The organism is Bacillus sp. FSL R5-0422 (assembly GCF_038610765.1).
GTDB classification, from domain to species: domain Bacteria; phylum Bacillota; class Bacilli; order Bacillales; family Bacillaceae; genus Bacillus; species Bacillus pumilus_O.
This window is the reverse complement of the sequence record NZ_CP152014.1, coordinates 1,576,266-1,600,683: the sequence shown is the minus strand read 5'-3', so window position 1 is coordinate 1,600,683 and position 24,418 is coordinate 1,576,266. Positions and strand designations below refer to the sequence as shown.

At 41.3% G+C, this 24,418-nt stretch carries 20 protein-coding genes; all 20 read right to left on the bottom strand.

Annotated elements, in window-relative coordinates:
- Positions 1-45 precede the first annotated feature (45 nt).
- The 20 genes from MKX52_RS08020 to truB all read right to left on the bottom strand — a co-directional run bounded on the left by MKX52_RS08020 (position 46) and on the right by truB (position 24,383).
- Positions 46-3,162 carry an MMPL family transporter gene (locus MKX52_RS08020; protein WP_342491762.1) on the bottom strand — a complete coding sequence of 1,039 codons (3,117 nt, stop codon included), beginning with the start codon at positions 3,160-3,162 and terminating at the stop codon, positions 46-48.
- A 317-nt stretch (positions 3,163-3,479) separates the two neighbouring features.
- Positions 3,480-4,712, bottom strand: a complete 1,233-nt coding sequence (locus MKX52_RS08015) for an MFS transporter (RefSeq protein ID WP_176372651.1) — start codon at positions 4,710-4,712, stop codon at positions 3,480-3,482.
- Positions 4,713-4,811: 99 nt separating this feature from the next.
- Positions 4,812-5,537, bottom strand: coding sequence for a GntR family transcriptional regulator (locus MKX52_RS08010; RefSeq protein WP_342491761.1), 726 nt, complete (start codon positions 5,535-5,537; stop codon positions 4,812-4,814).
- A 165-nt stretch (positions 5,538-5,702) separates the two neighbouring features.
- Positions 5,703-8,075, bottom strand: a complete 2,373-nt coding sequence (locus tag MKX52_RS08005; protein ID WP_342491760.1) for a DNA translocase FtsK — start codon at positions 8,073-8,075, stop codon at positions 5,703-5,705.
- A 110-nt stretch (positions 8,076-8,185) separates the two neighbouring features.
- On the bottom strand, positions 8,186-8,422 hold the full coding sequence (locus MKX52_RS08000) for a YlzJ-like family protein (protein WP_003211099.1): 237 nt from the start codon (positions 8,420-8,422) through the stop codon (positions 8,186-8,188).
- Positions 8,419-9,147, bottom strand: a complete 729-nt coding sequence (locus MKX52_RS07995; RefSeq protein ID WP_003212436.1) for a ClpP family protease — start codon at positions 9,145-9,147, stop codon at positions 8,419-8,421. Before MKX52_RS07995 ends, MKX52_RS08000 begins: the two co-directional genes overlap by 4 nt.
- 124 nt (positions 9,148-9,271) lie before the next feature.
- Positions 9,272-10,939, bottom strand: a complete 1,668-nt coding sequence (gene rnjB / locus MKX52_RS07990) for a ribonuclease J2 (RefSeq protein WP_012010007.1) — start codon at positions 10,937-10,939, stop codon at positions 9,272-9,274.
- Between the two features lie 171 nt (positions 10,940-11,110).
- A complete protein-coding gene (dapA, locus tag MKX52_RS07985; protein WP_012010006.1) occupies positions 11,111-11,977 on the bottom strand; it encodes a 4-hydroxy-tetrahydrodipicolinate synthase in 867 nt (288 codons plus the stop codon).
- Between the two features lie 30 nt (positions 11,978-12,007).
- A complete protein-coding gene (gene dapG / locus MKX52_RS07980; protein ID WP_012010005.1) occupies positions 12,008-13,222 on the bottom strand; it encodes an aspartate kinase in 1,215 nt (404 codons plus the stop codon).
- 92 nt (positions 13,223-13,314) lie between these two features.
- A complete protein-coding gene (gene asd, locus MKX52_RS07975) occupies positions 13,315-14,334 on the bottom strand; it encodes an aspartate-semialdehyde dehydrogenase (protein WP_012010004.1) in 1,020 nt (339 codons plus the stop codon).
- A gap of 139 nt (positions 14,335-14,473) precedes the next feature.
- Entirely contained in the window at positions 14,474-15,067 is a 594-nt protein-coding gene (dpaB, locus tag MKX52_RS07970) for a dipicolinate synthase subunit B (RefSeq protein WP_012010003.1), read from the bottom strand.
- Positions 15,064-15,966 carry a dipicolinic acid synthetase subunit A gene (gene dpaA, locus MKX52_RS07965; RefSeq protein WP_216886800.1) on the bottom strand — a complete coding sequence of 301 codons (903 nt, stop codon included), beginning with the start codon at positions 15,964-15,966 and terminating at the stop codon, positions 15,064-15,066. Before dpaA ends, dpaB begins: the two co-directional genes overlap by 4 nt.
- 123 nt (positions 15,967-16,089) lie before the next feature.
- Entirely contained in the window at positions 16,090-16,362 is a 273-nt protein-coding gene (locus MKX52_RS07960) for a YlmC/YmxH family sporulation protein (RefSeq protein ID WP_012010001.1), read from the bottom strand.
- 70 nt (positions 16,363-16,432) lie between these two features.
- Positions 16,433-17,356 carry an aminoglycoside phosphotransferase family protein gene (locus MKX52_RS07955; RefSeq protein ID WP_342491759.1) on the bottom strand — a complete coding sequence of 308 codons (924 nt, stop codon included), beginning with the start codon at positions 17,354-17,356 and terminating at the stop codon, positions 16,433-16,435.
- 73 nt (positions 17,357-17,429) lie between these two features.
- Positions 17,430-18,659, bottom strand: coding sequence for a pitrilysin family protein (locus tag MKX52_RS07950; RefSeq protein ID WP_003212188.1), 1,230 nt, complete (start codon positions 18,657-18,659; stop codon positions 17,430-17,432).
- A 33-nt stretch (positions 18,660-18,692) separates the two neighbouring features.
- A complete protein-coding gene (locus MKX52_RS07945) occupies positions 18,693-19,586 on the bottom strand; it encodes a polysaccharide deacetylase family protein (RefSeq protein WP_224925448.1) in 894 nt (297 codons plus the stop codon).
- Positions 19,587-19,760: 174 nt separating this feature from the next.
- Positions 19,761-21,878 carry a polyribonucleotide nucleotidyltransferase gene (gene pnp / locus MKX52_RS07940; protein ID WP_012009998.1) on the bottom strand — a complete coding sequence of 706 codons (2,118 nt, stop codon included), beginning with the start codon at positions 21,876-21,878 and terminating at the stop codon, positions 19,761-19,763.
- Positions 21,879-22,059: 181 nt separating this feature from the next.
- Entirely contained in the window at positions 22,060-22,329 is a 270-nt protein-coding gene (gene rpsO, locus MKX52_RS07935; protein ID WP_012009997.1) for a 30S ribosomal protein S15, read from the bottom strand.
- Positions 22,330-22,469: 140 nt separating this feature from the next.
- A complete protein-coding gene (gene ribF, locus MKX52_RS07930; protein ID WP_216885885.1) occupies positions 22,470-23,435 on the bottom strand; it encodes a bifunctional riboflavin kinase/FAD synthetase in 966 nt (321 codons plus the stop codon).
- Positions 23,436-23,453: 18 nt separating this feature from the next.
- Complete coding sequence (gene truB / locus MKX52_RS07925) at positions 23,454-24,383, bottom strand: tRNA pseudouridine(55) synthase TruB (RefSeq protein ID WP_342491758.1); 930 nt, start codon at positions 24,381-24,383, stop codon at positions 23,454-23,456.
- Positions 24,384-24,418: the final 35 nt, after the last annotated feature.

Sequence of the window (24,418 nt, the reverse complement as noted above, 5' to 3'; positions counted from 1 at the left end):
GATAGGAAATAAAAACGCCTCTGCTATAAGCAGAGACGCTGGTCGTTATTTCATTCTAAAAGGCCACCAATTCCATTTTCCGAAAATGCGAACCATGACTGGAATAAAAAGTGGTAATACAACAAACGCATATAATAAAAGTCCAATGAGTATGACCGTTGCAATTTCAACAAGTGACAAGACACCGGACGGTAGCATAGCGGCGAAGGTCCCCGCTAATATCGCGACTGCTGAAATAATGACAGAACCCATATTTCTCATCGCTGATATCATTGATGCTTGCACATGCTCTCCCTTCCATTCATTAAAGCGATCCATTAGGAAGATCGAATAATCAATGCCTAAGGTGACAAGAATGACAAAGCTGAAAAATGGGACAGCCCAGCTGAGACCGTCGTAGCCAAAAAATGTCTTGAAGATCCATTCTGTTAATCCGACGGATGTAAAATACGTTAAAATGAGTGAAAGTGTTAAGTATATCGGCATGACGATCGACCGTAATAATATAATTAAAATAATAAAGATGCCAGCTAGCATAAAAATGACTGTTCGAATAAAGTCACCGTCAGATGTTTCTTTTAAATCTACATTTAAACTTGAAATACCAGACACGCCGTAATTTGCATTCTTTAACCCGCTGACAGGTAAATATTGATCAAGGGTTTCTTCAATTTTTGCAACGCCTTTCATCGCTTCATTGCTGTATGGATTCACATTTAAAATAACTTCTAAGGTTGTCAGTTTACGATCTGGAGACATATACGTTTGAAAGATTTGCTTAAATTCATGGCGTTTCAGCACTTCTTCTGGAATAAACCAGCCCGTTATTTCTTCATCTGGCGCTTGCTGAAGCTGGTTTAAATAGCCGTCCGCCTCTGTGAAGCCGCTTTTGACCTGCTCGAGCCCTTCAATACTTTCACCTAATCCATCTGTTAATAATGTGAGTTTTGATGAAAGCTGATTAAATCCTTTTTTGATGGCTTTTTGTCCACCTGTCAGTTGATCGGCGCCATCTTCAATTTTAGGCATTTCTTTGATCAATTGTTTTTGTCCTTCATTTGTTTGATCAAGACCGGCATAAATTTGATCCAGTCCTTCCATGAGGGCTCGCACTTGATGTTTTACTTCTTTTTGCTTGCTTGAAAAGCTTTGAATCACTGAATCTGCTTTCTTGATCTTTTCTTTAAACAGAGAAGCTTCCTCTTCATACAGATTCATTTGGTTCCCTGCTTGATCAAGCATTCCTTTTGTATCTTTGAATACTTTCTTGATTTCTTTATATTCATCCATATCTTTTATTTCTGGAAGCCGTTTTTCAAGTGCTTCAAACGATAAATTCTCATACGAACTTTTTACTTTTTTAATGGTAGTTATCAGCTGCTGATTTGATTTCGCATGACGTTCTAGCGTACTCACCATTTGTTTAAGCTCTTGAATCATCGCTTCACTTCTGCGATATTCTTGCTCTAATTCCTTTTTTGCTTCTTTGATTTTACTTCGGATGGTCCCGACACCATCTTTGCTGCGCCTCACCCCATCTTCTAAAGAGATCAGGGACTCCCTTACTTCTCCAATGCCGCTTTTGATCGCTTTGGTTCCATCAATCAGCTGGTCAATGCCTTTAGCGGATTCTTGAATTTTTGGTTTTTGTTTAAGAAGGGCAAGATTTGTTTCGGTCAAACCATCTGAAATTTTCCCGATTCCTTCATGACCTTTTCCTAGTTCTCCTCCCAGCTCTTTTGCTTGAGAGGTAACGTAAAGCTGACTTAACCCATCTCCAACAGGACGAGTGACACTGCGGACTGTTTTGACTTCGTCAATGTCATTTAATTTACGGGTTAGTTTTTCAATCATGACAATCTTTTCTTGGTTATCTAACTTATTGTCACTTTCAACAAGTACATTCAGGGGCAACGCTTCCCCAAAGCCAAATTGCTCTGATATCGTATTAAATGCAGACACTGATTCATACTTTGTCCCAATCTCATTTAAGCTGTTATAAGAAAGAGTCCCGTCGTACATCAGAATAGGAGGAACCGTAATGAGTGCAACTAAACCTAGGCTGATTAGCGGCCTTTTAAATGAAAAACGCCCAGCCCATTCCCACATTTTACTTTGCGGGTGGCGAATGTTTTCTCTTTTAGATGGCCAGAAAAGAGATTTTCCAAAAACAGACATAAAAAAGGGAACGATGGTGACAAGTGCGATCAGTAGGATACCAACTCCAACCGCAACACTAACGGCTGATTGATACAATTGAAATTTGGCAAACCCAATGCTTGAGAAGCCAACTAACACGGCTAAGCCACTGAAAAAGACCGTTTTCCCTGCACATTTGTATGTGATGATAATCGACTCTTTGACATCACGACCTTGACCGATTTCTTCTTTAAAACGACTTAACAGCAAAATACAATAATCTGTTCCTATACCGAACATAATCGCTACCATAAAAATCTGAGTAAAATTAGATAGAGGAAATTGCATATATTCTACTAAAAAAGCCACAATACAACGGCTGACGGCATAAGAGATGCCGATTGTAATGAGCGGAACAACAGGTGCCAAAATTGATCTGAAAACAATAATTAAAATAAAGAAAATAAAAATGATCGTGATAAGTTCAGTTTTCTTCAGACCTTGTTGAGAACTATTAATGACATCTGAATCCACAAATTTTTGTCCCGTCATTTCAAATGAGATATGATAGGGCTTTAAAACTTCCTCAATTTGTTCTTTAATCTTCACAGCTTTTGTTTCGTAGTGGTCGAATTTGAATGGAACAAGAAGTGTACTTTTATCCTTTGATAAAAGTTGTTTTTGAATGTCCGGATCTACATGAAAATACGAAGTAATTCCGTCAATGTGGAGGTCTGGAGCATGTGTCATGAGTGCAGATAAAGCCTTTTTTAATTCCTGCTCTTTCTTAGGGAACAGATGTTGTTCGGAAAATACAATAACACCCGTATCTTTTTTCCCATTTTGATCTGTGAGCTTATCCAATAAGTGAAGTGCCTCAGCTGTTGGTGTCCCCTCCGGAACCTTTAATTGCCCTTTTTCTCTCGTTAATTCCTCTAAATTTGGCGCAGTAATAAACAGAATTACAGCTGTTATCATCCACACCACTAATACAATCCATCTTGCTTTAATTATTTGCAACATAGCTGCTTCAAGCTCCTTCTAGTTCATCAATCAATTTGCTGTATTTGAGCGTGTCTGAAGTGCTGACTGCGTATCCTTCAACGTGCTAATGGCAGGATGACCTATTCAATTGTCTTTTCGTGTTGAAGAAACACACATTCATCATCACCACGCGAACTCAATCTCTGCCTAAAGAAAGACAGAAAATGAATGTTTTTGAACACCTCCCGTTTGGAATAATTTAAAAGATATTACTATACATTAGTTTAACTATCAAAATTTTACATGTCAATTTATAAAAAAGAAAAAAGATGGCAAAATACCGTCTTTTTTCTAGATTAAACCGTTTTTAATTGCTCACTTTCATCCTCTTCATCTGGCTGGATAAAGAAGAGAACCAAAAATAGAGAAATAAGACTGCAAATGGTCGAGAGAATAAAAACGATGGAGTCTCCTTTATCCATGAGGTAAGCGTAAATCGGAGGTCCTAAAGCGACACCGATAAAACGCATACTGCTGTAAAACGACGTAATGGTTCCGCACTGCTCTTTTTCAATTCCTTCTGTGATCAGGGCATCCAGTGCAGGCAGGACAATCCCGATGCCAACACCGCCAATGCTTAAGCAGATAAACAATACGTAAAAGCTGTGATTCCACCATAAAAACATATAGGAAAGTGATAATAAGGCCATGCCTACGATTAAAAAGATTCTCATTTTCCCTTTTTCTTTTCCAATCGTTTTCCCAGCAACGTATGAGCTAATGGATAGAAAAAGGAGTGGAATGCTAAGCAGGAGCCCTTTTTTGACACCCTTAATTTGATAAGCTGCCTCTAGGTTATCAGATAAGTAAAAAAGCACACCAAAAAGAAGAAACATAATAAAACCGCCAATGGCAAAAATGGCATACAGCCAGCGTCCCTCATGCTTAAATATGGTCTTTGTTGATTTTAAAAATTCTTTGAATGAAGGCGGGTCCTCCTCTTTTTTCGCCGACTCTACCATGAATAGTACCATGAGAAAGCTGATGATGGAGAAGAACGGAATAAACCAAAACGGCACAAACCAAAACCATGAAGCCAAAAGCGCGCCAATAATCGGGCTCAATACCTTCCCAGCTGTGTTAGAGGTTTCGATGGCGCCTAGACCCGCACTGACTTCTTCATCATCATGAAACAAATCTCCAATAAACGGCATCACGACAGGTGCTGCCCCTGCTGAGCCAACACCTTGAAGGACCCTGCCAAATAGAATCCACATGTACGGTTCTTTCATGATCGTTGAGGCAACTGCTGCCACAGCCCCTCCAAGTCCTGCGATTAACAGACACGGTAGGAGTACCTTTTTTCGCCCGATTCGATCTGATAAATAGCCAGCGATCGGAATACATAAGATCGCGACAACGGAGTATACCGTAATAATGAGGGAGACTTGAAAGGAAGTAATGGAAAGTGTCTTTTCTATCTGTGGCAATACGGGAATTAGCATCGAGTTCCCGAGTGTCATGATCAAAGGCACTGATGATAATGCAATAATATTCTTTTTACTGACTGTTTTCTCGCCCAACATCATTCACCCAATTCTATATACTGTTACGTAATAGTGTGGCAAGTTTTACGGGTATTATGTATGGGCAAACAAAAAGCAACCGCTTATGAAAGCGACTGCTCGTTAAAATCGTTTACGTATCACATGAAAGCTGAATTTATCCGCTCGAAAATAATTAAGCGAGTATAAGACCGGCTGATCATCCTGATCATAGTGCATTTGTTTTAGTAATAATAATGCTGTTTCAGGGTCACATTCTAGTATCGGTGAAACCTGATCGTGGTAGCCGATTGGTTCAATGTCAGCAACTGCATATTTAATCCCGCTGTGTGGTTCTCTTCCAAACAGCTCAAAAAGCGACTCTTCTTCATGTGTAAAAGAAGCGGGAAGATGCTTGACCGGAATTTTATCTAAACAATAAACCACGGGCTGTCCATCTGCCGTTCGAACGCGCTCCATTGAAAAAATCTCATCAGATTCATCACACTGAAAACGAATCACATCATTCTCTGTTGGCACCCCTTCTTGCGAGGATAAAAAGATGGTACCAGGCGTCATATTGACCTGCTCTATCATTTTTGTCACACTTGCCAGCTGTTCTATGCCTGTTGAAAAGAGTGGTCTTGCGTTGACAAATGTCCCCACACCATGCCTTCTAATTAAATATTTCTCTTCTTCTAATATACGAAGGGCTTCACGCAGTGTCGCTCTACTCACGCCTAAAAGCTTTGAGAGCTCAAATTCAGAAGGCAGCTTTTCTTTTTCAGCGTATACGCCTGATTGTATATCTTCTTTAATACGGTCAATCACTTTCAAATATAAATGGCGATTGTCTGTTTTGGTCGACATGTTTTCCCTCCGTCTAATCAATGCAAATGATAAGATGAGAAATCTCTATTCCGAGATAAGTTGAACATAACTATATCATGTTTTTGCAAATAAATAAATAGTCTGACTTCCAGTTAACATAATCACATTATCGTTTACTACTCTTTTTAGAAAGCTCTCTTCAATTTATGAAGAGAGCTCGTCATATTGTTCTTTTGAAAGCAGGACTTCTCTCGGTTTACTGCCTTCATAAGGACCGACAACGCCTCGCTCTTCCATTGCATCAATGAGGCGGGCAGCTCGTGTATAGCCGATACGGAATCTCCTTTGAAGCATAGAGACAGAAGCCGTCTGCATGCCGATGATGAGTTCCACTGCTTCATCATATAAATCATCATCCACAGCTGCAAGCTGATCCTGCGTTTCTTCAGTTGGAATCATTTCTTCTTGATATTGCGCTTTTTGCTGAGTGATCACATGGTCAACGACATGTTCTACTTCTTCATCAGATAAAAAGGCGCCCTGCACACGAACCGGTTTGTTTGCCCCGACTGGTAGAAACAGCATATCCCCTCTGCCAAGTAGTTTTTCTGCGCCCCCCATATCAAGGATCGTCCTTGAATCGGTTTGCGAAGACACACTAAAGGCAATTCGAGATGGGATGTTGGCTTTAATGACTCCTGTAATGACATCGACAGAAGGTCTTTGTGTGGCAATAATTAAATGAATTCCGGCTGCACGAGCCATTTGCGAAAGTCTTGTAATGGAATCTTCTACATCAGAGGAAGCGACCATCATTAAATCTGCAAGCTCGTCTACAATGACGACAATATAAGGAAGTTCTGGCTGTTTCGCCTCTTCTGATTGATTCATTCGTTTAATGTAATCATTGTACCCTTCAATATTTCTTGTCCCTGTATGAGAAAACAATTCATAGCGGCGTTCCATTTCACTGACGACTTTTTTCAGTGCCTGTGACGCTTTCTTAGGGTCCGTTACAACGGGAGCGAGCAGATGCGGGATGCCATTATACACATTTAGTTCAACCATTTTCGGATCAATCATCATCATTTTTACTTCATGAGGTTTCGCTCTCATGAGAATACTTGTGATAATGCCATTGATGCACACACTTTTTCCGCTTCCTGTCGATCCTGCTACAAGTAAATGCGGCATTTTGTTCATTTCAGCGAGCACGGCTTCACCCGAAATATTGCGGCCGAGTCCAATCAGCAGCTTCGCATTTGGACGGTCATTTTGCTTCGATTCTAATACCTCTTTTAAAGAAACCATCGCAATTTCTGCATTAGGAACCTCAATACCGATGGCTGATTTCCCAGGAATCGGCGCCTCAATCCGAATATCTTTTGCTGCGAGAGCTAGGGCTAAGTCATCACTTAGATTGACAATCTTACTAACCTTCACGCCGACATCTGGATAGACTTCATATTTGGTGACGGCTGGTCCTAAGTGAACCTGTGTAACTTTTGCTTTTACGCCGAAGCTTTGAAACGTTTTTTCAAGCTTTCTTGCATTTTCATATATATTCTTCTTGTCTGTTTGCTGTCCTGAGTGCTGCGGCTCTGCCAAAATATCCAGTGATGGCAATTCGTAATCTTTGTTTTCAAGTTCCGTAAACGTCATCGGCGGCGCCTCTTTTGGTTCATCAGCTGAATCTGATGGAGACGGCGTACTTTGCATAGATTCTTGAAGAGGCGTTGTCTCTTTTGCCACCTGCTCTTTTTGAACGAGCGGGGTGAGAATGTCATCTCTGTCAGCAAAGCTTGAAATAATCGGCTGACTATTGTCAGGCATCGGCGCTTCCTCTTCAACTAAGATTTGATCATCTTCGTCCTCTTCCTGAATACGAGACCGTTTTTTCTTTTCAGCCGTTTTCTGAGGGGGGGCGCTCTTTTTCGCCTGCCTGATTCCTTTCATATCTTCAACAAACGCTTTCCACTGCTTCACCATAAATTGTGAGACAGGCAGTGTCACTTTCTTCACCATTTCTTGAAGAGATCGATTTGTAATGAGCACAATTCCAATCAGCATCAGAACGATTGCCATGATTTGAGAGCCTGCTTGTGCAAATAAGAAATAAGAAGCAGCAAATAATACGGCACCGATCATGCCGCCTCCTAAATCAGGAGATCCTGTCTCACCTTTCATGTCCATAAGGAAAAGCTCAAATGTATTTCTGATCACACTTTGAGAGCCTATCACACCCGCAGATGAAAGGTGCTGAAAGAGCTTCACATGAGACAAAAGCAAGATACTCGCAATGATGCAGTATAACCCTGCCTTTCTCCTTGTCAACAAATCTGGGATTTGTTTTTTCCAGAAGATGGTGACGCCAAAAAGAAATAATCCGATAAGGCAGAGAATGAACCATTCACCTGCAAAAAATCGGAATAAATATACGAAGGTTTGTCCAACGACGCCTAGCTGTAAAATGGCAATGATCGCTATGGCAATACAGACTAACCCATTTAATTCATATTTCAGTTTTAGCTGTTTATTTTGTTTTTTTCTCGTTTTCCGTTTTCTCTTTTTCGCCATACTCATCACCTTACTACGAAAGAAAATATAACCTACCGAAAGATCAGAAAGAATGCAGCCTGGTTTTGGCTGCATCTTGTTGTAAGTTTTCCCTTTATTATAGCATAGAATCATTCATATGAGTCGGTTTGATTGGAGCCTAATTGTAACTTCAATCGCTTGCCTGGTGCAAGCTCTTGATTCAGAAAGTCCATTGGATTTGTGCTCATGACTTGAACGATTTCTGCTTCATCCTCTTTCATTTCAACCATAACTGGAACGCCTTGGATATTCACCTGTTGAAGTTTGCGATCTCCTTGTTCCTCCGCGTAAATGGCTTCATATGGCATAGGTGTGTATAAAATCATTGGATCAGCCCCTCGTTTTGAGATGCCCTTTCTCCAATCAGCTCATTCAACTTTTTAATCGCTTGTCCTACACCGCCTACTTCATTCATGAGTCCGTATTCTGCTGCCTCATGACCAACAACATTTGTACCTATGTCCCTTGTCAAATTGCCTTTTGAGAACATGAGTTCTTTAAACTTCTCTTCTGTAATATTGGAGTGGCTTGTCACAAAGTTAATGACTCTTTCCTGCATTTTATCTAAGTATTCAAAGGTTTGGGGGACACCAATGACAAGACCAGTTAAACGCACAGGATGAATGGTCATTGTGGCTGTTTCCGCAATATAGGAATAATCACACGATACAGCAATCGGAACACCAATGGAGTGGCCGCCGCCAAGTACAATCGATACAGTCGGTTTTGATAAAGACGCAAGCATTTCTGCGATCGCTAGTCCCGCTTCGACATCGCCGCCTACTGTATTTAAGATGATCAAAAGCCCTTCGATTTTTGGGTTTTGTTCTACTGCTACGATTTGCGGAATGACATGCTCGTATTTGGTTGTTTTATTTTGTGGTGGAAGCTGCATGTGGCCTTCAATTTGTCCAATAATGGTAAGGCAATGGATGTTTGTATCTTGCGGCAGCTGTGGTATCGCTGTTTCACCAAGCTGCTGTATTTTGCTCATAATGCTGTCTTTTTCTTCTGGCTTTCGCTCAGGCTGTTGTTCATTTTTTTCGTCCATTTGTCTCCATCCTTTCCTCAAACTCTCCTCCTATTATGAACAAGAAGACCGTATTCAATCCGCATTGCTCACACCACATCAAAAAAGCCCAAAGAGCTTATGCTCCTTGGGCTTTTTCATCACATCATACTTCCATAATAATTGGAATGATCATTGGCTTACGTTTTGTTTTTTCATATAGAAATTGATTGAGTACGTCGCGCATGGATTGTTTCAATGTTGACCATTCAACAATTGAGTTTTCCGTTTGCTCTTTGACAATCCCTTTGACCATTTCTGTCGCTTTCACAATCAGTTCTTCAGATTCTCTGACATACACAAATCCTCTTGTGATGATTTCAGGTCCAGAAATTAATTGTTTCTTTTGTTTGTCGAGCGTAATGACGACAATTAAGATACCGTCTTGAGACAGTAGGCGTCTATCGCGTAACACAATGTTCCCGATATCACCAACACCAAGACCATCGATCAAAATATTGCCTTGGTGAACTTTTTCACCAATCTTGACGTTCTGTCCTCTAAACTCGACAACATCTCCTTTATCAATCAAGAAAATGTCACTGCGTTTCATTCCTACTTCTTCCGCAATACGAGAATGTGCTTTTTGCATACGATATTCGCCATTCACCGGAATTAAATATTTCGGCTTTAGTAAGTTCAGCATAAGCTTTAACTCTTCTTGACACCCGTGTCCAGAAACATGCACACGTTTTTGTGCAAAAATGACTTGTGCGCCGCTTCTAGTAAGGAAATCCACTGTTTTTGAATAGGTGAGTTCTTGACCAGGAAGAGGTGTAGATGCAATCACAACCGTGTCATCTTTTTCAATATGAAGCTGTTTGTGATTTTGTTTTGCCATTTTGGTTAACGCAGCAAGAGGCTCTCCGTGGCTTCCAGCTGTCAGGATAACCACATCGTTTTTCGCCATTTTCTTCACTTCTTGAACTGGTACAAATAATTCTTCGTCTGCTGTGACATAACCAAGTTTGATCGCCAGCTGAAGAGTGGTCATCATATTCTTACCTGCTACAGCAAGCTTACGGCCATTTTGATTTGTTGCATTAATGATCTGTTGCACTCGGTTAATGTTAGATGAAGATACAGCCACAATGACACGATTTTCAGCATTGTACATCGCATTTGAGATTTCGTCTTGGACGAGCGCCTCAGAAGGTGTATAACCTGGTTTTTCAGCATTGGCACTGTCTGAAAGAAGTGCTAACACGCCATTGTTTCCAATTTTCGCAATCTCTCCGATGTCACAGGCTTGGTTAAGCGCTGGGGTTTGATCAAATTTAAAATCACCTGTGCATACGATTGAACCAAGAGAGGTTTTGAAGCTGATCCCAACTGAATCAGGGATGCTGTGATTCGTTCTAAAGAATGATACCTTTGTTGTTTCAAACGTAATGACTGATTTTGCATGAACCTCACGCAAGTCAGCTTTTTGATTGAAGCCATATTGTTTTAATTTTTCTCGAAGTAACGCAAGGGTCAGCTTCGTTCCGTAAACTGGTACAGACAATTTGCTTAAGCAATGGAATACGCCTCCGATTGCTTCATCATGTCCGTGGGTAAGAAAAATTGCTTTCACCCGATCAGCACGTTCTGTTAAATAAGAGATATCAGGAATAACGACGTCAATGCCTAGCATTTCGTTTTCTGGATGCATCAAGCCTGCATCCACCACATATATGTCGGAATCAATTTCAATGACATATAAGTTTTTCCCGATTTCTCCAACGCCTCCCAGTGCAATAATTCTTACGTTCTCTGTATTTTTCTTTTTCAAAATTCTTATCCTCCTAGTCTCAAGCCCGTCCATCATCGCTTAATGCTATTATAACTGAATCTAATTTTAGAAAACAAGATGAAGTCACATTTTAAGAAAGTGTTTATGTATAAAAAACGGTCATACTCAGGGACATCTGAGAATGACCGCTTACGAAATCTTTTGTTTTGATTAGCTGTTTAAGACGCTGCTTAAATCCAGTCTCTCTTCTTCTGACAAAGGTAGAAGCGGAAGACGAACCGATCCGACATCTAGTCCTTTTAGCTGAAGAGCTGTTTTAACAGGCGTTGGATTTGGCGCTGAGAATAGCTGTTTCATGATTGGGAGTAGCTTTTGATGGATCAATGCGGCATTGGCCGTTTGACCTGAAGCATAGCTTTTCAGCATTTGCTGCATATCAAGCCCTACGATATGAGACGCTACAGAGACCACTCCTTTTGCACCAACAGATACAGCTGGAAGTGTTAAGCTGTCGTCACCTGAATAAACATCGAAATCTTCTGGTGTCTCTGCAATGATTTTTGTCATAGCATCAAGATCACCACTTGCTTCTTTGATTGCGACAATGTTAGGTATTTGCGCAAGCTTAATAGTTGTTTCTGGAGCTAATGACGCAACCGTTCTCCCCGGTACATTGTAAAGCATGACAGGAAGAGATGTAGACTCGGCAATGGCTTTAAAGTGTGCATACATGCCTTCCTGTGATGGCTTGTTGTAGTAAGGTACGACAAGCATCACTGCATCAACGCCCGCTTCTTCTGCTTTTTTCGTTAGTTTGATAGACGCATTTGTGTTATTACTGCCTGTTCCTGCAATGATTTTACAACGACCATTTGCTAATTTTACCGATTGCTGAAAAAGAGCGACTTTTTCTTCAGTCGATAAAGTTGGCGATTCGCCTGTTGTCCCTGCAACGACTAACGAGTCACTGCCGTTTTTTAGCAAGTAATCAATGAGTATTGATAGCTTTTGGAAATCAATGTTGCCCTTTTTATCAAAAGGTGTAATCATAGCTGTTGCGATATTTCCGAAATTCATTTTTTTCACCTCATCATGATTCAATCACATTTATCTTGAAAGTTCAAACACTTCGTGCAGGGCATTGACAGCTGCTCTCATGTTTTCTTCGTTCACTAGCACCCAAATGGTCGTATGGCTGTCAGCCGATTGTAAAATCGGAATGTTTTGCTCGGATAGAGCTGATACAATTTTAGATGTGACACCTGGTACACCCATGATACCTGCGCCAACAGCTGATACTTTCGCACAATTTGTTGTGACAATTGGCGTATAGCCAAGATCTTTTAGAATCGAGGTGGCCTTTTCAGTCATTGCACCTGTCACGGTATAGACAATCTCACTCGGCGTAATGTTGAAGAAATCGACACTGATTTGTGCATTAGCCATCGCTTTAAAGACCTCTGTTTGGACGCTATACTGCCCTTCTTTTGCTGGGACTTTGATTTGCGTCACATCATTGACATGTGCAATACCCGTAATGAGGCGGTCGTACACATCATGGCTCATTTTATCCGAGTAGTGTGACGTGACGAGTGTGCCCTCTTCATCAGAGTATGTTGAACGGACCCTCATTGGTACTTTTGCTTGCATTGCAATTTCGACAGCTCTCGGGTGAATGACTTTTGCTCCTTGATATGCAAGGTTGCAAATTTCTGTATATGTCACGACTCTGAGCGGCTTTGCATTTTCAACAATGCGAGGATCTGCCGTCATGACGCCTTCTACATCTGTAAAAATATCAATGAAGTCTGCCTGCAATGCAGCACCTAAAGCAGCTGCAGACGTATCACTGCCACCTCGTCCGATTGTGGTCACGTCTCCATTTTTCGCGGCTCCTTGGAACCCAGCAACAACGACAACATCATGTTCAGATAGTGCCGCTTCGAGACGCTCACACTTCATATCAATAATTTTCGCACTCGTATGCTCCTTATCTGTCACAAAGCCCGCCTGAGCGCCTGTCATCGCTACAGCTTTTAGTCCGTTTTCATTTAGCATACTTGAAAACACAACAGCTGAAATATTCTCTCCGCAGGAAACGAGCAAGTCTTTTTCTCGATTTGTCATATGCTGTGCGCTACCGTAAAGCAGACCAAGCAACGTATCGGTCGCATAAGGATCGCCTTTTCGTCCCATTGCGGATACGACGACTACCGACTTATAGCCTTTCTCTTTTGCCGATAAGATATGTGCAAGTGCCCTTTTTCTACCTTGATCATCTTTGACAGATGTACCGCCAAATTTTTGGACAATTATTTTCACTGTTTTCACTCCAAGTTCATTCTGACGTAACAGAAGAGAGCAGGCGAAAGATGCCTAACTCTCTTCTGTTCGTCCTCATCATCCATTGAATGTTAAACTAATTTTAATGCTTTTAAGCTTTCTGCAATTTGAACGGAATTCCATGCAGCGCCTTTTAGCAGGTTATCAGATACAATCCACATATGGAACCCGTTTGGACGGTCCAAATCTTTCCGAATGCGGCCGACAAATACGTCATTTTTCCCGACAGCATCTGCAGGCATTGGATAAATTTGCTGAGACGGATCATCTTGCAGTGTAATGCCTGGAGCATCTTTTAGAATGGACTTGACGTCTTCAACTGTTGCGTCAGTTGATTCTAGTTCGACGTAAACAGATTCTGAATGTCCTGTCTCAATTGGAAGTCTCACACATGTTGCCGCTACTTCCAGCTCTGGCATATGCATGATTTTTTTCGTTTCATTGATCATTTTCATTTCTTCAAATGTATAGCCATTGTCTTGGAATTTATCAATTTGCGGAATCGCATTAAATGCAATTTGATAAGGCATGACTTCCGGCTTCACATCTTCTTTATTTAAAATGGCTTGTGATTGGCTATATAGCTCGTCAATGGCTTCATGTCCTGCACCTGATACGGCTTGGTAAGTGGACACGATGACTTTTTTCATGCCATACGCCTGACGAAGCGGTTCTAATGCCGCTACCATTTGAATCGTTGAACAGTTAGGGTTTGCAATGATTCCTTTATGGTCATGCAAGTCTTTTTCGTTTACCTCTGGTACGACAAGAGGGATGTTTTCGTCCATACGGAAAGCACTTGTGTTGTCTACAACAATCGCACCTCGTTTGACGGCTTCAGGAGCGAGCGCCTTGGAAACATTTCCTCCAGCACTGAATAATGCAATGTTTACTCCTTCAAAGCTTTCAGGTGTTGCTTCCTGTACAGTATACTCTTGACCTCTGAATGTCACTTTTGTTCCAGCAGAACGTTTTGAGGATAGTAGAGTCAGTGTATCCATTTCAAAATCTCTGTCAGCTAGTGTTTTTAACATTTGTTGACCGACAGCTCCAGTCGCTCCAACTACAGCTACATGCAATCCTCTTCCCATCAGTAAAACTCCTTCCGACCCATCCATGATTCTTTTCTTTCGGATGGCCATCCTATGACTTTTTACATTTTATTTTACCATAGAAAAGCAAGGCTTGAAGCATCTTTTTTGAATCTTTCATGATTTTCTAGTGAATCTATTATTCGCTTGGTCCGATTAAAATTGGTTGAATTTGTCTATGTTCTAGTGCCTCTTCTACCGTTTGAGAAAGCAGATCCATGTTTGCGACCATGGAGGTCGGTTTTTTAAACGGATCATCTTGACCAAATGGAATAAAGAAAATATTTTTTGTCGACATCAGCCTCATCAGATTTGTACCATTTAAGCCTAGCGCATCATTTGTTGAAATGCCTAAAACAACAGGACGATGATTTCGAATGGTTGCTTTTGCAGCCATTAAAACAGGGCTATCTGTCATGGCATTTGCGAATTTCGCCATTGAATTCCCTGTTAATGGAGCAATGACCATACAATCAAGTGGTAGCTTAGGTCCAAGCGGCTCTGCTTTCACGATGGAGTCAATCGCCTTAAATCCAGTCAACTTCTCGATCCGCTCAATCCAGTCCGCCCCATCTCCGAATCTTGTATTCGTGTTCTGGACCGTATATGACACCACTGGACGCACTTCCGCTCCTTCTTTTACAAGTGCTTCGATTTGCGGATAAACCGCTTCGTACGTACAGTGGGAACCAGTTAAGCCAAAGCCGATTCTTTTCCCTTTTAATGTTGTCATGATTCCATCCCCCTTTTTTCCTCTGCAAGTTCACATAAGAGCCCAGAAAGCACTTTTGCAATGATTTGCCCTGCTGTCTTTGGTGCAACAATTCCAGGGAGTCCAGGTGCAAGAAGCGCCTTCACTCCGTGTTTTTGTGCAAAGTCAAAGTCTGTTCCTCCTGGGCGGGAGGCGATATCCAAAATGAGTGTCTTTGGTGTCATGCTGACGATGACAGATGAATCTAATACAAGGCTTGGAATGGTATTGATGATGATATCTACATCCTTTACTTCTTCTTTTAACTGGTCCATTGAAAATGGATTGAGTCCCATTTCAAAGGCCCGTGCTAAATGCGCTGTATCTGCTGCCCCTACTTTTACATCCGCACCGAGTGCCCGAAATGTGCGGGCAATGGTGAGTCCCGTTCTTCCGAGTCCGAGAACAGCAACTCGTGATCCATGAATCGTATAATCCGTTTGCTGAATGGCCATCATGATAATCCCTTCAACTGTTGGAATAGAGTTATATATGGCAATATCATCTCGCTCAAACAGCTTCACAAGTTTTCGATTCACCTGCTTTGCCAGATTGTCTAAGTACGTATTAGAAATACCTGAGTACAAGGTACAATGGGCAGGGGTTCTTTCTAAATATGTTGCTTCTAGTAACACCTGCTCATTTGAGAAAACTGTCGCGACAACACCTTCATCCGTTGCCCCTGATACTGGCAGGATCATACTGTCTACCTGTTCGAATGGAAGTTCTGACATTTTTAGCTTTTCAGCCCCAATAAATCCGTGATCCAGCTGATCAAATCCAACCAAAAACACTTTGGCATGCTGCTGTGACAGCTTGCGAATAATTTCAAGCTGCCTTGCATCTCCCCCGATCACCGCAACCGTTAAACCGCTCAACATACTGACCGTTCACCTTCTTTATTTAAAAAAGTCTGTAATATTTTCTGAATCTCCCTTTCAGCATATGAGGAGAGGATTCAGGCTGTGAACGAATCGGAGAGAGAAAACAAAAAGAGCACCCATTTATGATGGATGCTCTTTTTCCCCGGGCGGCTGAAGTGCTTCAGGCACATCGAGAATGATCATATCTGATCCTATTTTTTGAATGTGATTCCACGGGACGCGGATGTCATTTCCTTGCTTTCGAAAGCCAAACCACTTCACCGAAGGTATAATGAGTGCTGTGATTTGACCGTCCTGTTCATTGATTTCAAGGTCGGTTTGTCCAAGCACGCCAAGCCGTTCCGCTCTTTTGATATCGACGATCTCTTTTCCTGACAGCTCACTTAGCCTCAAAATCGCATCACTTCCCTTCCGTATCATATATGCAGCCATAAGATGAAATAGACCGTCCCGCTTTTACAAGTTATGAATGATGCCAATTTGAATACCAAGCGGGTTTCAGTTGATGAAAGTAATCATGGTCTGCCAGCATTCTTTCCACTCGGTTCACCATATCTTTTACATGTTCACTGTCATAAGAAAGCGTCCAGACAATGGAAGAAAAGCAGCTCATTGCTGTATAAATAGAAAAAAGAAGCCAAAAATCGTCTGTCGTCTGTGTACTTACATAGTGATCCAGTTGCCCTGCTGAAAATGGAATACTATTTTCTCGGCTAAATAAGGACAATTTATACAAGTCATGAACGGGGTCACCCCAGTCAGATTGATCAAAATCAATGACACCTGCATACTCACCTTCTTGTATGATGATATTCCCCAAATGAAAATCATCATGCTGGAATTGATTAGGTCTTGCCTTTACCGCATCAGCATGTGATTTGATAAAATCTAATACGAATTGATCCTGGGCAAAGGTCACTCCACTTGATCGATAGGCATGTACATACCGTTCATGTTTCGCCATGACTCTCTCATACCATGAAGTAACATGAGAAGGAGCGGGGCATGTATGCATGAAACTCAGTGCTTCGCCCGCCCGTCTCCCGATTTCATACTGCTCTTTATTTGTAAGGAGATGAATGGCTGCTCTTGCGTTCTCTCCTTCAATAAAAGTGAAAATACGATAGGTACAGTTGAGTTCCGTATTCATTCCAATCTCCATCACTTCAGAACATAGTAGCCCTCGATCTTTTAACTTTTGCTGAATTGACGCTTTTCTTTTAAAATTTAAATACGTTTTGAGGTTTGATAGCTTGAGCACTAGCTTTTCACTTGAGGATGTTGTGACGAGATAAGTACGGTTGCCAGAAAAGCCAGATGTCATCAGCTGAAAGGAGATGGCTTGTGTCAGAAGCGGAGAGAGACGTTTCAGTTTTTCATGTTCCATGTAAGCAGTACTCCTTTCCACTTGATATACAATAAACGGCAGACCTCTTAAGAAGCCTGCCGTGTTGTTTACATTATGATGGCTGATCACCCGTAGGACTAATAAGCGAGAGCGCATAATCCTCTGTAAAGATTCGTTTTGATAAGTTATTCACACCGTCTAATGTGACTTTGTTAATTTCGTCAATAATTTCATCAAGCGTACGATGTTTGCCAAGGAGCAGTTCATTTTTACCGTTTCGGCTCATCTTGCTGTTTGTGCTTTCAAGACTGAGCATTAGGTTCCCTTTCATTTGCTCCTTAGAGTTTTCAAGCTCTTTTTGTGTGATTCCCTCACGCTTTAAGACGTCTAGCGTTTGTAAAATGGTTTCAGAGAGCAAGTTTAACTGCTTCGCTCCAGTCCCGCCATAAATCGTCAGCATGCCGTTATCTGCAAATGAACTGTGATAGCTAAAAACAGAATATGCGAGGCCTTTGTCTTCTCTTACATCCTGGAACAAGCGGCTGCTCATGCTTCCGCCAAGAACATTATTTAAGACGATTAAGTCATAGATGCCTTTATCTCCAGCTGGAAGGCCATTAAAGCCCATGCATAGGTGCGCTTGCTCTGTTTCCTTTTTGCGTGTGAGCTTGTCATAGTGAAACTGCGGCGCTTCTACAGGCTGTTTTTTCCCTTTCGTTTCATACGAACCGAACAACTTTTCAACTTCACTAATGAATGTGTCATCTACATTCCCTGCAACAGAGATGACGACGCGGTCCGGCGTGTAGAATTCATCCATATAAGCTCTAAGAGAGTCACCGTTAAAGGTAGAAAGTGTTTCTTCTGTTCCTAAAATCGGGAACCCTAAAGAATGATCACCATAGATCGCTTTGCTCAACAGATCATGAACGATATCATCAGGCGTATCTTCATACATTTTGATTTCTTCATATACTACATTTTTTTCTTTTTTCAGCTCTTCTTCATCAAAAGCGGAATGGAAAAACATATCGCTCAATACATCGAGGGCGTAGCCGGCATGTGAATCAAGCACCTTTGCATAGTAGCAAGTGTATTCTTTTGACGTAAAGGCATTCACTTGACCACCGATGCGGTCAAAGGATTCTGCGATATCACGTGCAGATCTCGTCTTTGTCCCTTTAAAGAACATATGCTCTAGAAAGTGTGAGATTCCGTTAATTTCAGGTGTCTCGTGTCTAGAACCCGTTCCAATCCAGACGCCAATTGCGACAGATCTTACAGTGGGATTGTTTTCAAGTACAATTCTTACTCCGTTTTGGCATGTATACGTTTTGACCAAGTTTTGCTCCTCCTATTCAACAAACAGATCGGATCACGGATGTCTTTTTTCACTTAGGAGGTCTGAAACCGTTCCTAATTCATATCCTCTTTCCTTGATTTGAGTGATAAGTGCGTCAAGACTTTTCGCCGTCGAATCTGTTGGATGCATTAATATCATCGCCCCATTGTGAATTTTCCCTAGTACCCGTTTTTGTAATATGTTAGGTGACGGCTTTTGCCAGTCAATGGTGTCTACCGTCCACATAATGGTTTCCATTCCTTCTTTTGCGGCTAGCTTCACTGTTTCTTCTTTAAAACTACCGCTTGGAGGGGCGAACCACTTCGGTTTTTTTCCAAGGGATTCTTCAATTTGACGATTCGTTTTGGTAATCTGCTCTAATGCTCGTTCTCTTGTCAGTGTGCGCATATCCGGGTGATTGTATGAATGGTTTCCAATTTCATGACCATCTGCCACGATCTTTTTAGCAAGATCCGTGCTTTTTTTCACCCATTTGCCCTCTAAGAAAAAGGTCGCCTTCACTTGATGCTTTTCCAGTGTCTTTAACATCTTGATTAAATGCTCGTCACCCCAAGCCACGTTAATGAGGAAAGCATTCATTTTTTTGTCTGGATGTCCCTTGTAAATAGGCTCAGCACCAAGTTCATGTAAATGAATAGAAGGTTTTGTTTCATTGAAAACAAGCAGCTTTTCATCAAATGACCCATGCTTTTTCATTTTTTCATAAGAGGCATCGATATTGACCGTCTGTCCATTTAGACCAGGCATCTTTTTCCACACTTTATCAATCTTAGCATTTTGCGCCTTCACTTCATAGTCAGAAGACTTCGATTCAATCTCTTGATATAAAATATCTTTTGAAACAGATGCAACCTCAGCATGCTCTTTCATTGATTCAATATATGTAACAGCAGCCGGCTGCTTCATTGTTTGATATGACACGAGCAGTAAAAATACAAACACAATGAATGGTAACGTTTTTTTCAATGGTTGTCCCTCCCCTTTACCACAAATTATGATGGGGAGAAACAAGCTAGAACTATAGTTAGCGCAAGAAAAGAAAGAAGCCTGGTACGGATACCTGGCTTCTCATATATTTCATTAAGACTGTTTTTCTTCTTTTTCCTTTTCTTCACGTAAAACAGCTTTGCGAGAAAGGTTCACACGGCCTTGTTTATCGATTTCAGTGACTTTGACAAGTAATTCATCGCCAATTTTCACAACATCTTCTACTTTGCCTACACGATCAAGCGCAAGTTCAGAAATATGAACAAGTCCATCTTTGCCGCTGAAGATTTCAAGAAAAGCACCGAATTTTTCAATGCGTTTTACTTTACCTAAGTAAAGTTGCCCTACTTCAACTTCTCTCACAAGATCTTCAATGATTTTCTTCGCTTTTTGGTTCATGTCTTCTTCTGTAGAAGAGATAAAGATTGTACCATCTTGTTCAATATCAATTTTCACACCGGTATCTTCGATGATTTTATTGATTTGTTTACCGCTTGGTCCGATGACATCGCGAATTTTATCAGGATTGATTTTCATCGTTAAGATTTTTGGTGCATAACGAGACAATTCTCCTCTAGAAGTAGGAATCGTTGATAGCATGCTATCTAAGATTTCCATTCTTCCTTTTTTCGCTTGTTGGAGAGCTTCTTCCAAGATGTCTTTTGATAGACCATCGATTTTGATATCCATTTGAAGTGCAGTTACACCTTTTGATGTACCTGCTACTTTAAAGTCCATATCGCCAAGTGCATCTTCCATTCCTTGAATGTCTGTCAGCACTGTGTAGTATTCACCAGATTTCACAAGTCCCATTGCAATCCCTGCAACTGGTGCTTTAATTGGAACACCCGCATCCATCATCGCAAGTGTGCTTGCGCAAATACTTGCTTGTGAAGTAGATCCGTTTGATTCTAATACCTCAGACACAAGGCGAACCGTATAAGGGAAATCTTTTTCAGATGGAATCACTGGTTCTAATGCTCGTTCACCTAGCGCTCCATGTCCGATTTCACGTCGGCCTGGGCCACGCATTGGACCTGTCTCACCAACACTGAATTGCGGGAAGTTGTAATGGTGCATGAAGCGTTTTGATTCTTCAACGCCTAAACCGTCAAGAATTTGCACATCGCCAAGTGCACCTAATGTACAAATACTAAGCGCCTGTGTTTGTCCTCTTGTAAATAGACCTGAACCGTGCGTTCTTGGCAGAAGTCCTACTTCTGAAGAAAGTGGACGGATTTGATCTACACCGCGTCCATCTGGACGTACTTTCTCTTCAGTGATCAGACGACGAACTTCATTTTTGACAAGCTTGTTTAATACATCTTTCGCTTGTTTAATCGTCGCTTCGTCGCGATCTTCTTCTTCAAATTTTTCAACCACAGCTTTTTTCACAGCACTGATTGCATCTTCACGTGCATGCTTCTCATGTACTTGAATCGCTTTCAGCAGGTCTGTTTCAGCAAGTGCCTTGACTTCGTCTGCTAACGTTTGATCTACTTCATATAAAGGAATATCGATCTTTGCTTTACCGACCGCTTTGACAATTTCCTCTTGGAATTCGATTAAACGTTTGATCTCTTGGTGACCATACATGATCGCTTCAAGCATTGTTTCTTCTGGTACTTCATCAGCACCAGCTTCGACCATGTTGATCGCATCTTTTGTTCCAGCGACTACAAGGTTGATGTCACTTTGTTCAAGCTGTTCTACATTTGGATTGATGATAAACTTTCCATCAACTCGTCCTACTGTAACGCCGGCGATTGGTCCCTCAAATGGAATGTCAGACACACATAATGCTAATGATGAGCCAAACATTGCTGCCATTTCAGATGAACAATCTTGATCCACACTCATAACGATACTAATCACTTGTACTTCGTTTCTAAATCCATCTGCAAATAATGGACGGATTGGTCTATCAATTAAGCGGCTCGCAAGGATCGCTTTTTCACTTGGACGGCCTTCTCTTTTAATGAAGCCACCAGGAATTTTACCTACTGCGTATAATCTTTCTTCGTAGTTCACAGTGAGCGGGAAGAAATCAAGTGGTTTTGGTTCTTTAGAAGCTGTTGCTGAGCTAAGTACAGCTGTATCTCCGTAGCGTACGAGGACCGCTCCGTTTGCTTGCTTTGCAAGCTGGCCAGTTTCAACTGTCAGTTGACGTCCAGCCCAGTCTATGGTGAAGACATGTTTCTCTTGTCCCATTCTGAGAAAAACTCCTCTCTTATCTTGAAATTTTAGTTAATTCTTATTATGAACAAAATGATTTTCACATATCAATGTGAAAGGTGTATGTAGAAGGGTTTTTGCCATTCTTTCAACATTTTAACCATAAAATATTAGTGATTATACGATAAAAAAGCGGGAATCCTCCCGCTTTTTACGATTATCGACGTAAGCCTAGTTTGTTAATTAACTCACGGTAACGAGTTACGTCTTTATTACGTAGATACGTAAGAAGATTACGACGTCTACCTACCATTTTCAAAAGACCGCGACGTGAGTGGTGATCTTTCTTATGAGTACGTAAATGCTCGTTCAAGTTGTTAATTGATTCTGTTAGGACAGCGATCTGAACTTCTGGAGATCCAGTATCAGATTCGTGTGTTTTGAACTCACTAATTAGTTGAGTTTTACGCTCTTGAGTAATAGCCATCCTGTTTCACCTCCAAATCATGTTAGCCCCATCTACCTCGCAACCGTCGGTGAAGTCGGCCTGCCAAGTAAGTGGTTTTAAAGCTACAGGAATTATCATACTAAAAATATACTGAATTTGCAAATGGTAGAGCTGTTTTTCTATGAATTTTTTGTTTGCTTTCGCTGATGTTGAAAAAACTGAATCGCTTCTTCTTTATCTAGACTGATTTGAGCCGTTAACTCCTGGATTCCGTTAAATTTTTGCTCACTGCGAATGCGCTTGAACCACTGTAATTTAATCGGTTCCCCATAGATTTCTTCGTTAAAACCAAAGAGATTTACTTCAATGGCAGGCTGATCAGGGCGTTTTTCATAAAAGGTTGGTTTATAGCCAACATTACAAACACCGTCATACATTTTGCCTTTCACTTCTGCTCTTACCGCATAAACCCCTGTTGGCGGAATGATATACTCAGCAGATAAACCGACATTGGCAGTCGGAAAGCCGATCGTCCGTCCTCGTTTATCACCATGAATGACAATACCGCGTAGCTGATAAGGTTTTCCTAAAAGCTCACTCACATATTCAACATCCCCATTTTTCAATGCAGATCGTATGAGTGTTGAGCTGACTTTTCGGTCTTGATTGGACAACTTAGGAACGATGGTGGCCGTCATACGTCCTTTTCCGTACTCATCGAAGGTTTCCATTGTGCCTGCACCAAAACGGCCAAACGTAAAATCAAAACCGGCTACTGCGTGCTTTACATTCAGCTCATCCAGATATTGATCGACAAACTCTTGAGGAGATAGTGCTGCAAAGCTTTCACTGAACTGCACAATGTATAAATAGTCAGCGCCCAGCTGTTCGATGAAATCGATTTTATCCTCAAGCGGTGTAATTAAGTCCTTGGGTTCACGTGCTTTTTGCAAAACGTGTGATGGGTGCGGATGAAAGGTCATGACCGCTAAAGCCAGCCCTTCTTTTCTTGCAATGCTTTTTGCTGCGTCAATTACTTTTTGATGTCCGAGGTGAACACCGTCAAAATACCCTAAAGCCATAACAGACGGGTCTTGATCCTTTTGATTCAATGTATGTGGGTGTGAAATATGTATAGTCTTCACGAGATGGTCACCTTTTCTTTAAGATTGCTTGTCCTGAGATAAGATCTTCGCCGGCTTCATCAAATTCTGTTTGGTCGGGTGCTTCATATATATCGCCATACACCGGCCTGAAGGAGCAAAGACAGCGACACGATCTTCCTCTGCGAAATGAGCGAATTCATCAGGCATTGGCAGGACTGCACCGTTTTCCACTTTACTTGCTAATGTATCATTTATCTCCCATTTCGGCAAATGATTGAGCGCACGCTCGATCGGGACAAGGTGCTCATCTACTGTGCCTTCTTCGCTTATATCTCGCAGCTCATCAAGGGTGATGCACTCATCTAGTGTAAAATCACCTGAACCAGTGCGAATGAGGTGTGACATATGAGCTGGAAAACCTAGTTTCTTTCCAATATCAACCGCTAAGGTTCTGACATACGTTCCTTTTGAACATAAAACGGTAAATCTAAATGATACTGTTCCATTTTCAAATAAAGCAGGTGTTGTCCGCTCGATACGGTGAATCGAAATTTCACGGCTCGGTCGCTCAATTTCAATGCCTTCTCTTGCATATTCATAGAGTTTTTTTCCGCCAATTTTCACTGCCGAAAACATAGGTGGAATTTGTTCAATGGTTCCTTGAAACTGTTTCAACGCAGCATCAATTTCTTCTTCTGAGATGGGGTTTTGCACCTTTTTTTCTTCTACGATTTCACCTGTTTGGTCTTCTGTTGTTGTAGAAAAACCAATCGTGATTTTTGCATCATACGTTTTCGATTTATCTGTTAAATATTCGACAATCTTCGTTGCTCTCCCGATACAAATGGGCAGAACACCTGATACCTCGGGATCGAGTGTACCTGTATGTCCCACTTTTTTTGTATGCAAAATCTTTCTCACTTTGAACACACAGTCGTGAGAGGTCATCCCTCTTTCTTTATGTAATAAAAGAACACCATTTATCATCTGCGCGCTCTCCTTTCGTAAACGATGAAAAAGGA

Excerpts from the sequence above, each read along its gene's own strand:
- truB (WP_342491758.1), bottom strand. The coding sequence starts at position 24,383 with ATGATAAATGGTGTTCTTTTATTACATAAAGAAAGAGGGATGACCTCT.
- dpaA (WP_216886800.1), bottom strand. The coding sequence starts at position 15,966 with ATGTTGAGCGGTTTAACGGTTGCGGTGATCGGGGGAGATGCAAGGCAG.
- MKX52_RS07945 (WP_224925448.1), bottom strand. The coding sequence starts at position 19,586 with ATGAAGCAGCCGGCTGCTGTTACATATATTGAATCAATGAAAGAGCAT.
- dpaB (WP_012010003.1), bottom strand. The coding sequence starts at position 15,067 with ATGACAACATTAAAAGGGAAAAGAATCGGCTTTGGCTTAACTGGTTCC.
- MKX52_RS08015 (WP_176372651.1), bottom strand. The coding sequence starts at position 4,712 with ATGATGTTGGGCGAGAAAACAGTCAGTAAAAAGAATATTATTGCATTA.
- MKX52_RS08020 (WP_342491762.1), bottom strand. The coding sequence starts at position 3,162 with ATGTTGCAAATAATTAAAGCAAGATGGATTGTATTAGTGGTGTGGATG.
- MKX52_RS08010 (WP_342491761.1), bottom strand. The coding sequence starts at position 5,537 with ATGTCGACCAAAACAGACAATCGCCATTTATATTTGAAAGTGATTGAC.
- MKX52_RS07995 (WP_003212436.1), bottom strand. The coding sequence starts at position 9,147 with ATGGACGAAAAAAATGAACAACAGCCTGAGCGAAAGCCAGAAGAAAAA.
- MKX52_RS08005 (WP_342491760.1), bottom strand. The coding sequence starts at position 8,075 with ATGGCGAAAAAGAGAAAACGGAAAACGAGAAAAAAACAAAATAAACAG.
- dapA (WP_012010006.1), bottom strand. The coding sequence starts at position 11,977 with ATGAATTTCGGAAATATCGCAACAGCTATGATTACACCTTTTGATAAA.
- pnp (WP_012009998.1), bottom strand. The coding sequence starts at position 21,878 with ATGGGACAAGAGAAACATGTCTTCACCATAGACTGGGCTGGACGTCAA.
- asd (WP_012010004.1), bottom strand. The coding sequence starts at position 14,334 with ATGGGAAGAGGATTGCATGTAGCTGTAGTTGGAGCGACTGGAGCTGTC.
- rpsO (WP_012009997.1), bottom strand. The coding sequence starts at position 22,329 with ATGGCTATTACTCAAGAGCGTAAAACTCAACTAATTAGTGAGTTCAAA.
- MKX52_RS08000 (WP_003211099.1), bottom strand. The coding sequence starts at position 8,422 with ATGATTTTATACACACCTATGCCATATGAAGCCATTTACGCGGAGGAA.
- MKX52_RS07955 (WP_342491759.1), bottom strand. The coding sequence starts at position 17,356 with ATGGAACATGAAAAACTGAAACGTCTCTCTCCGCTTCTGACACAAGCC.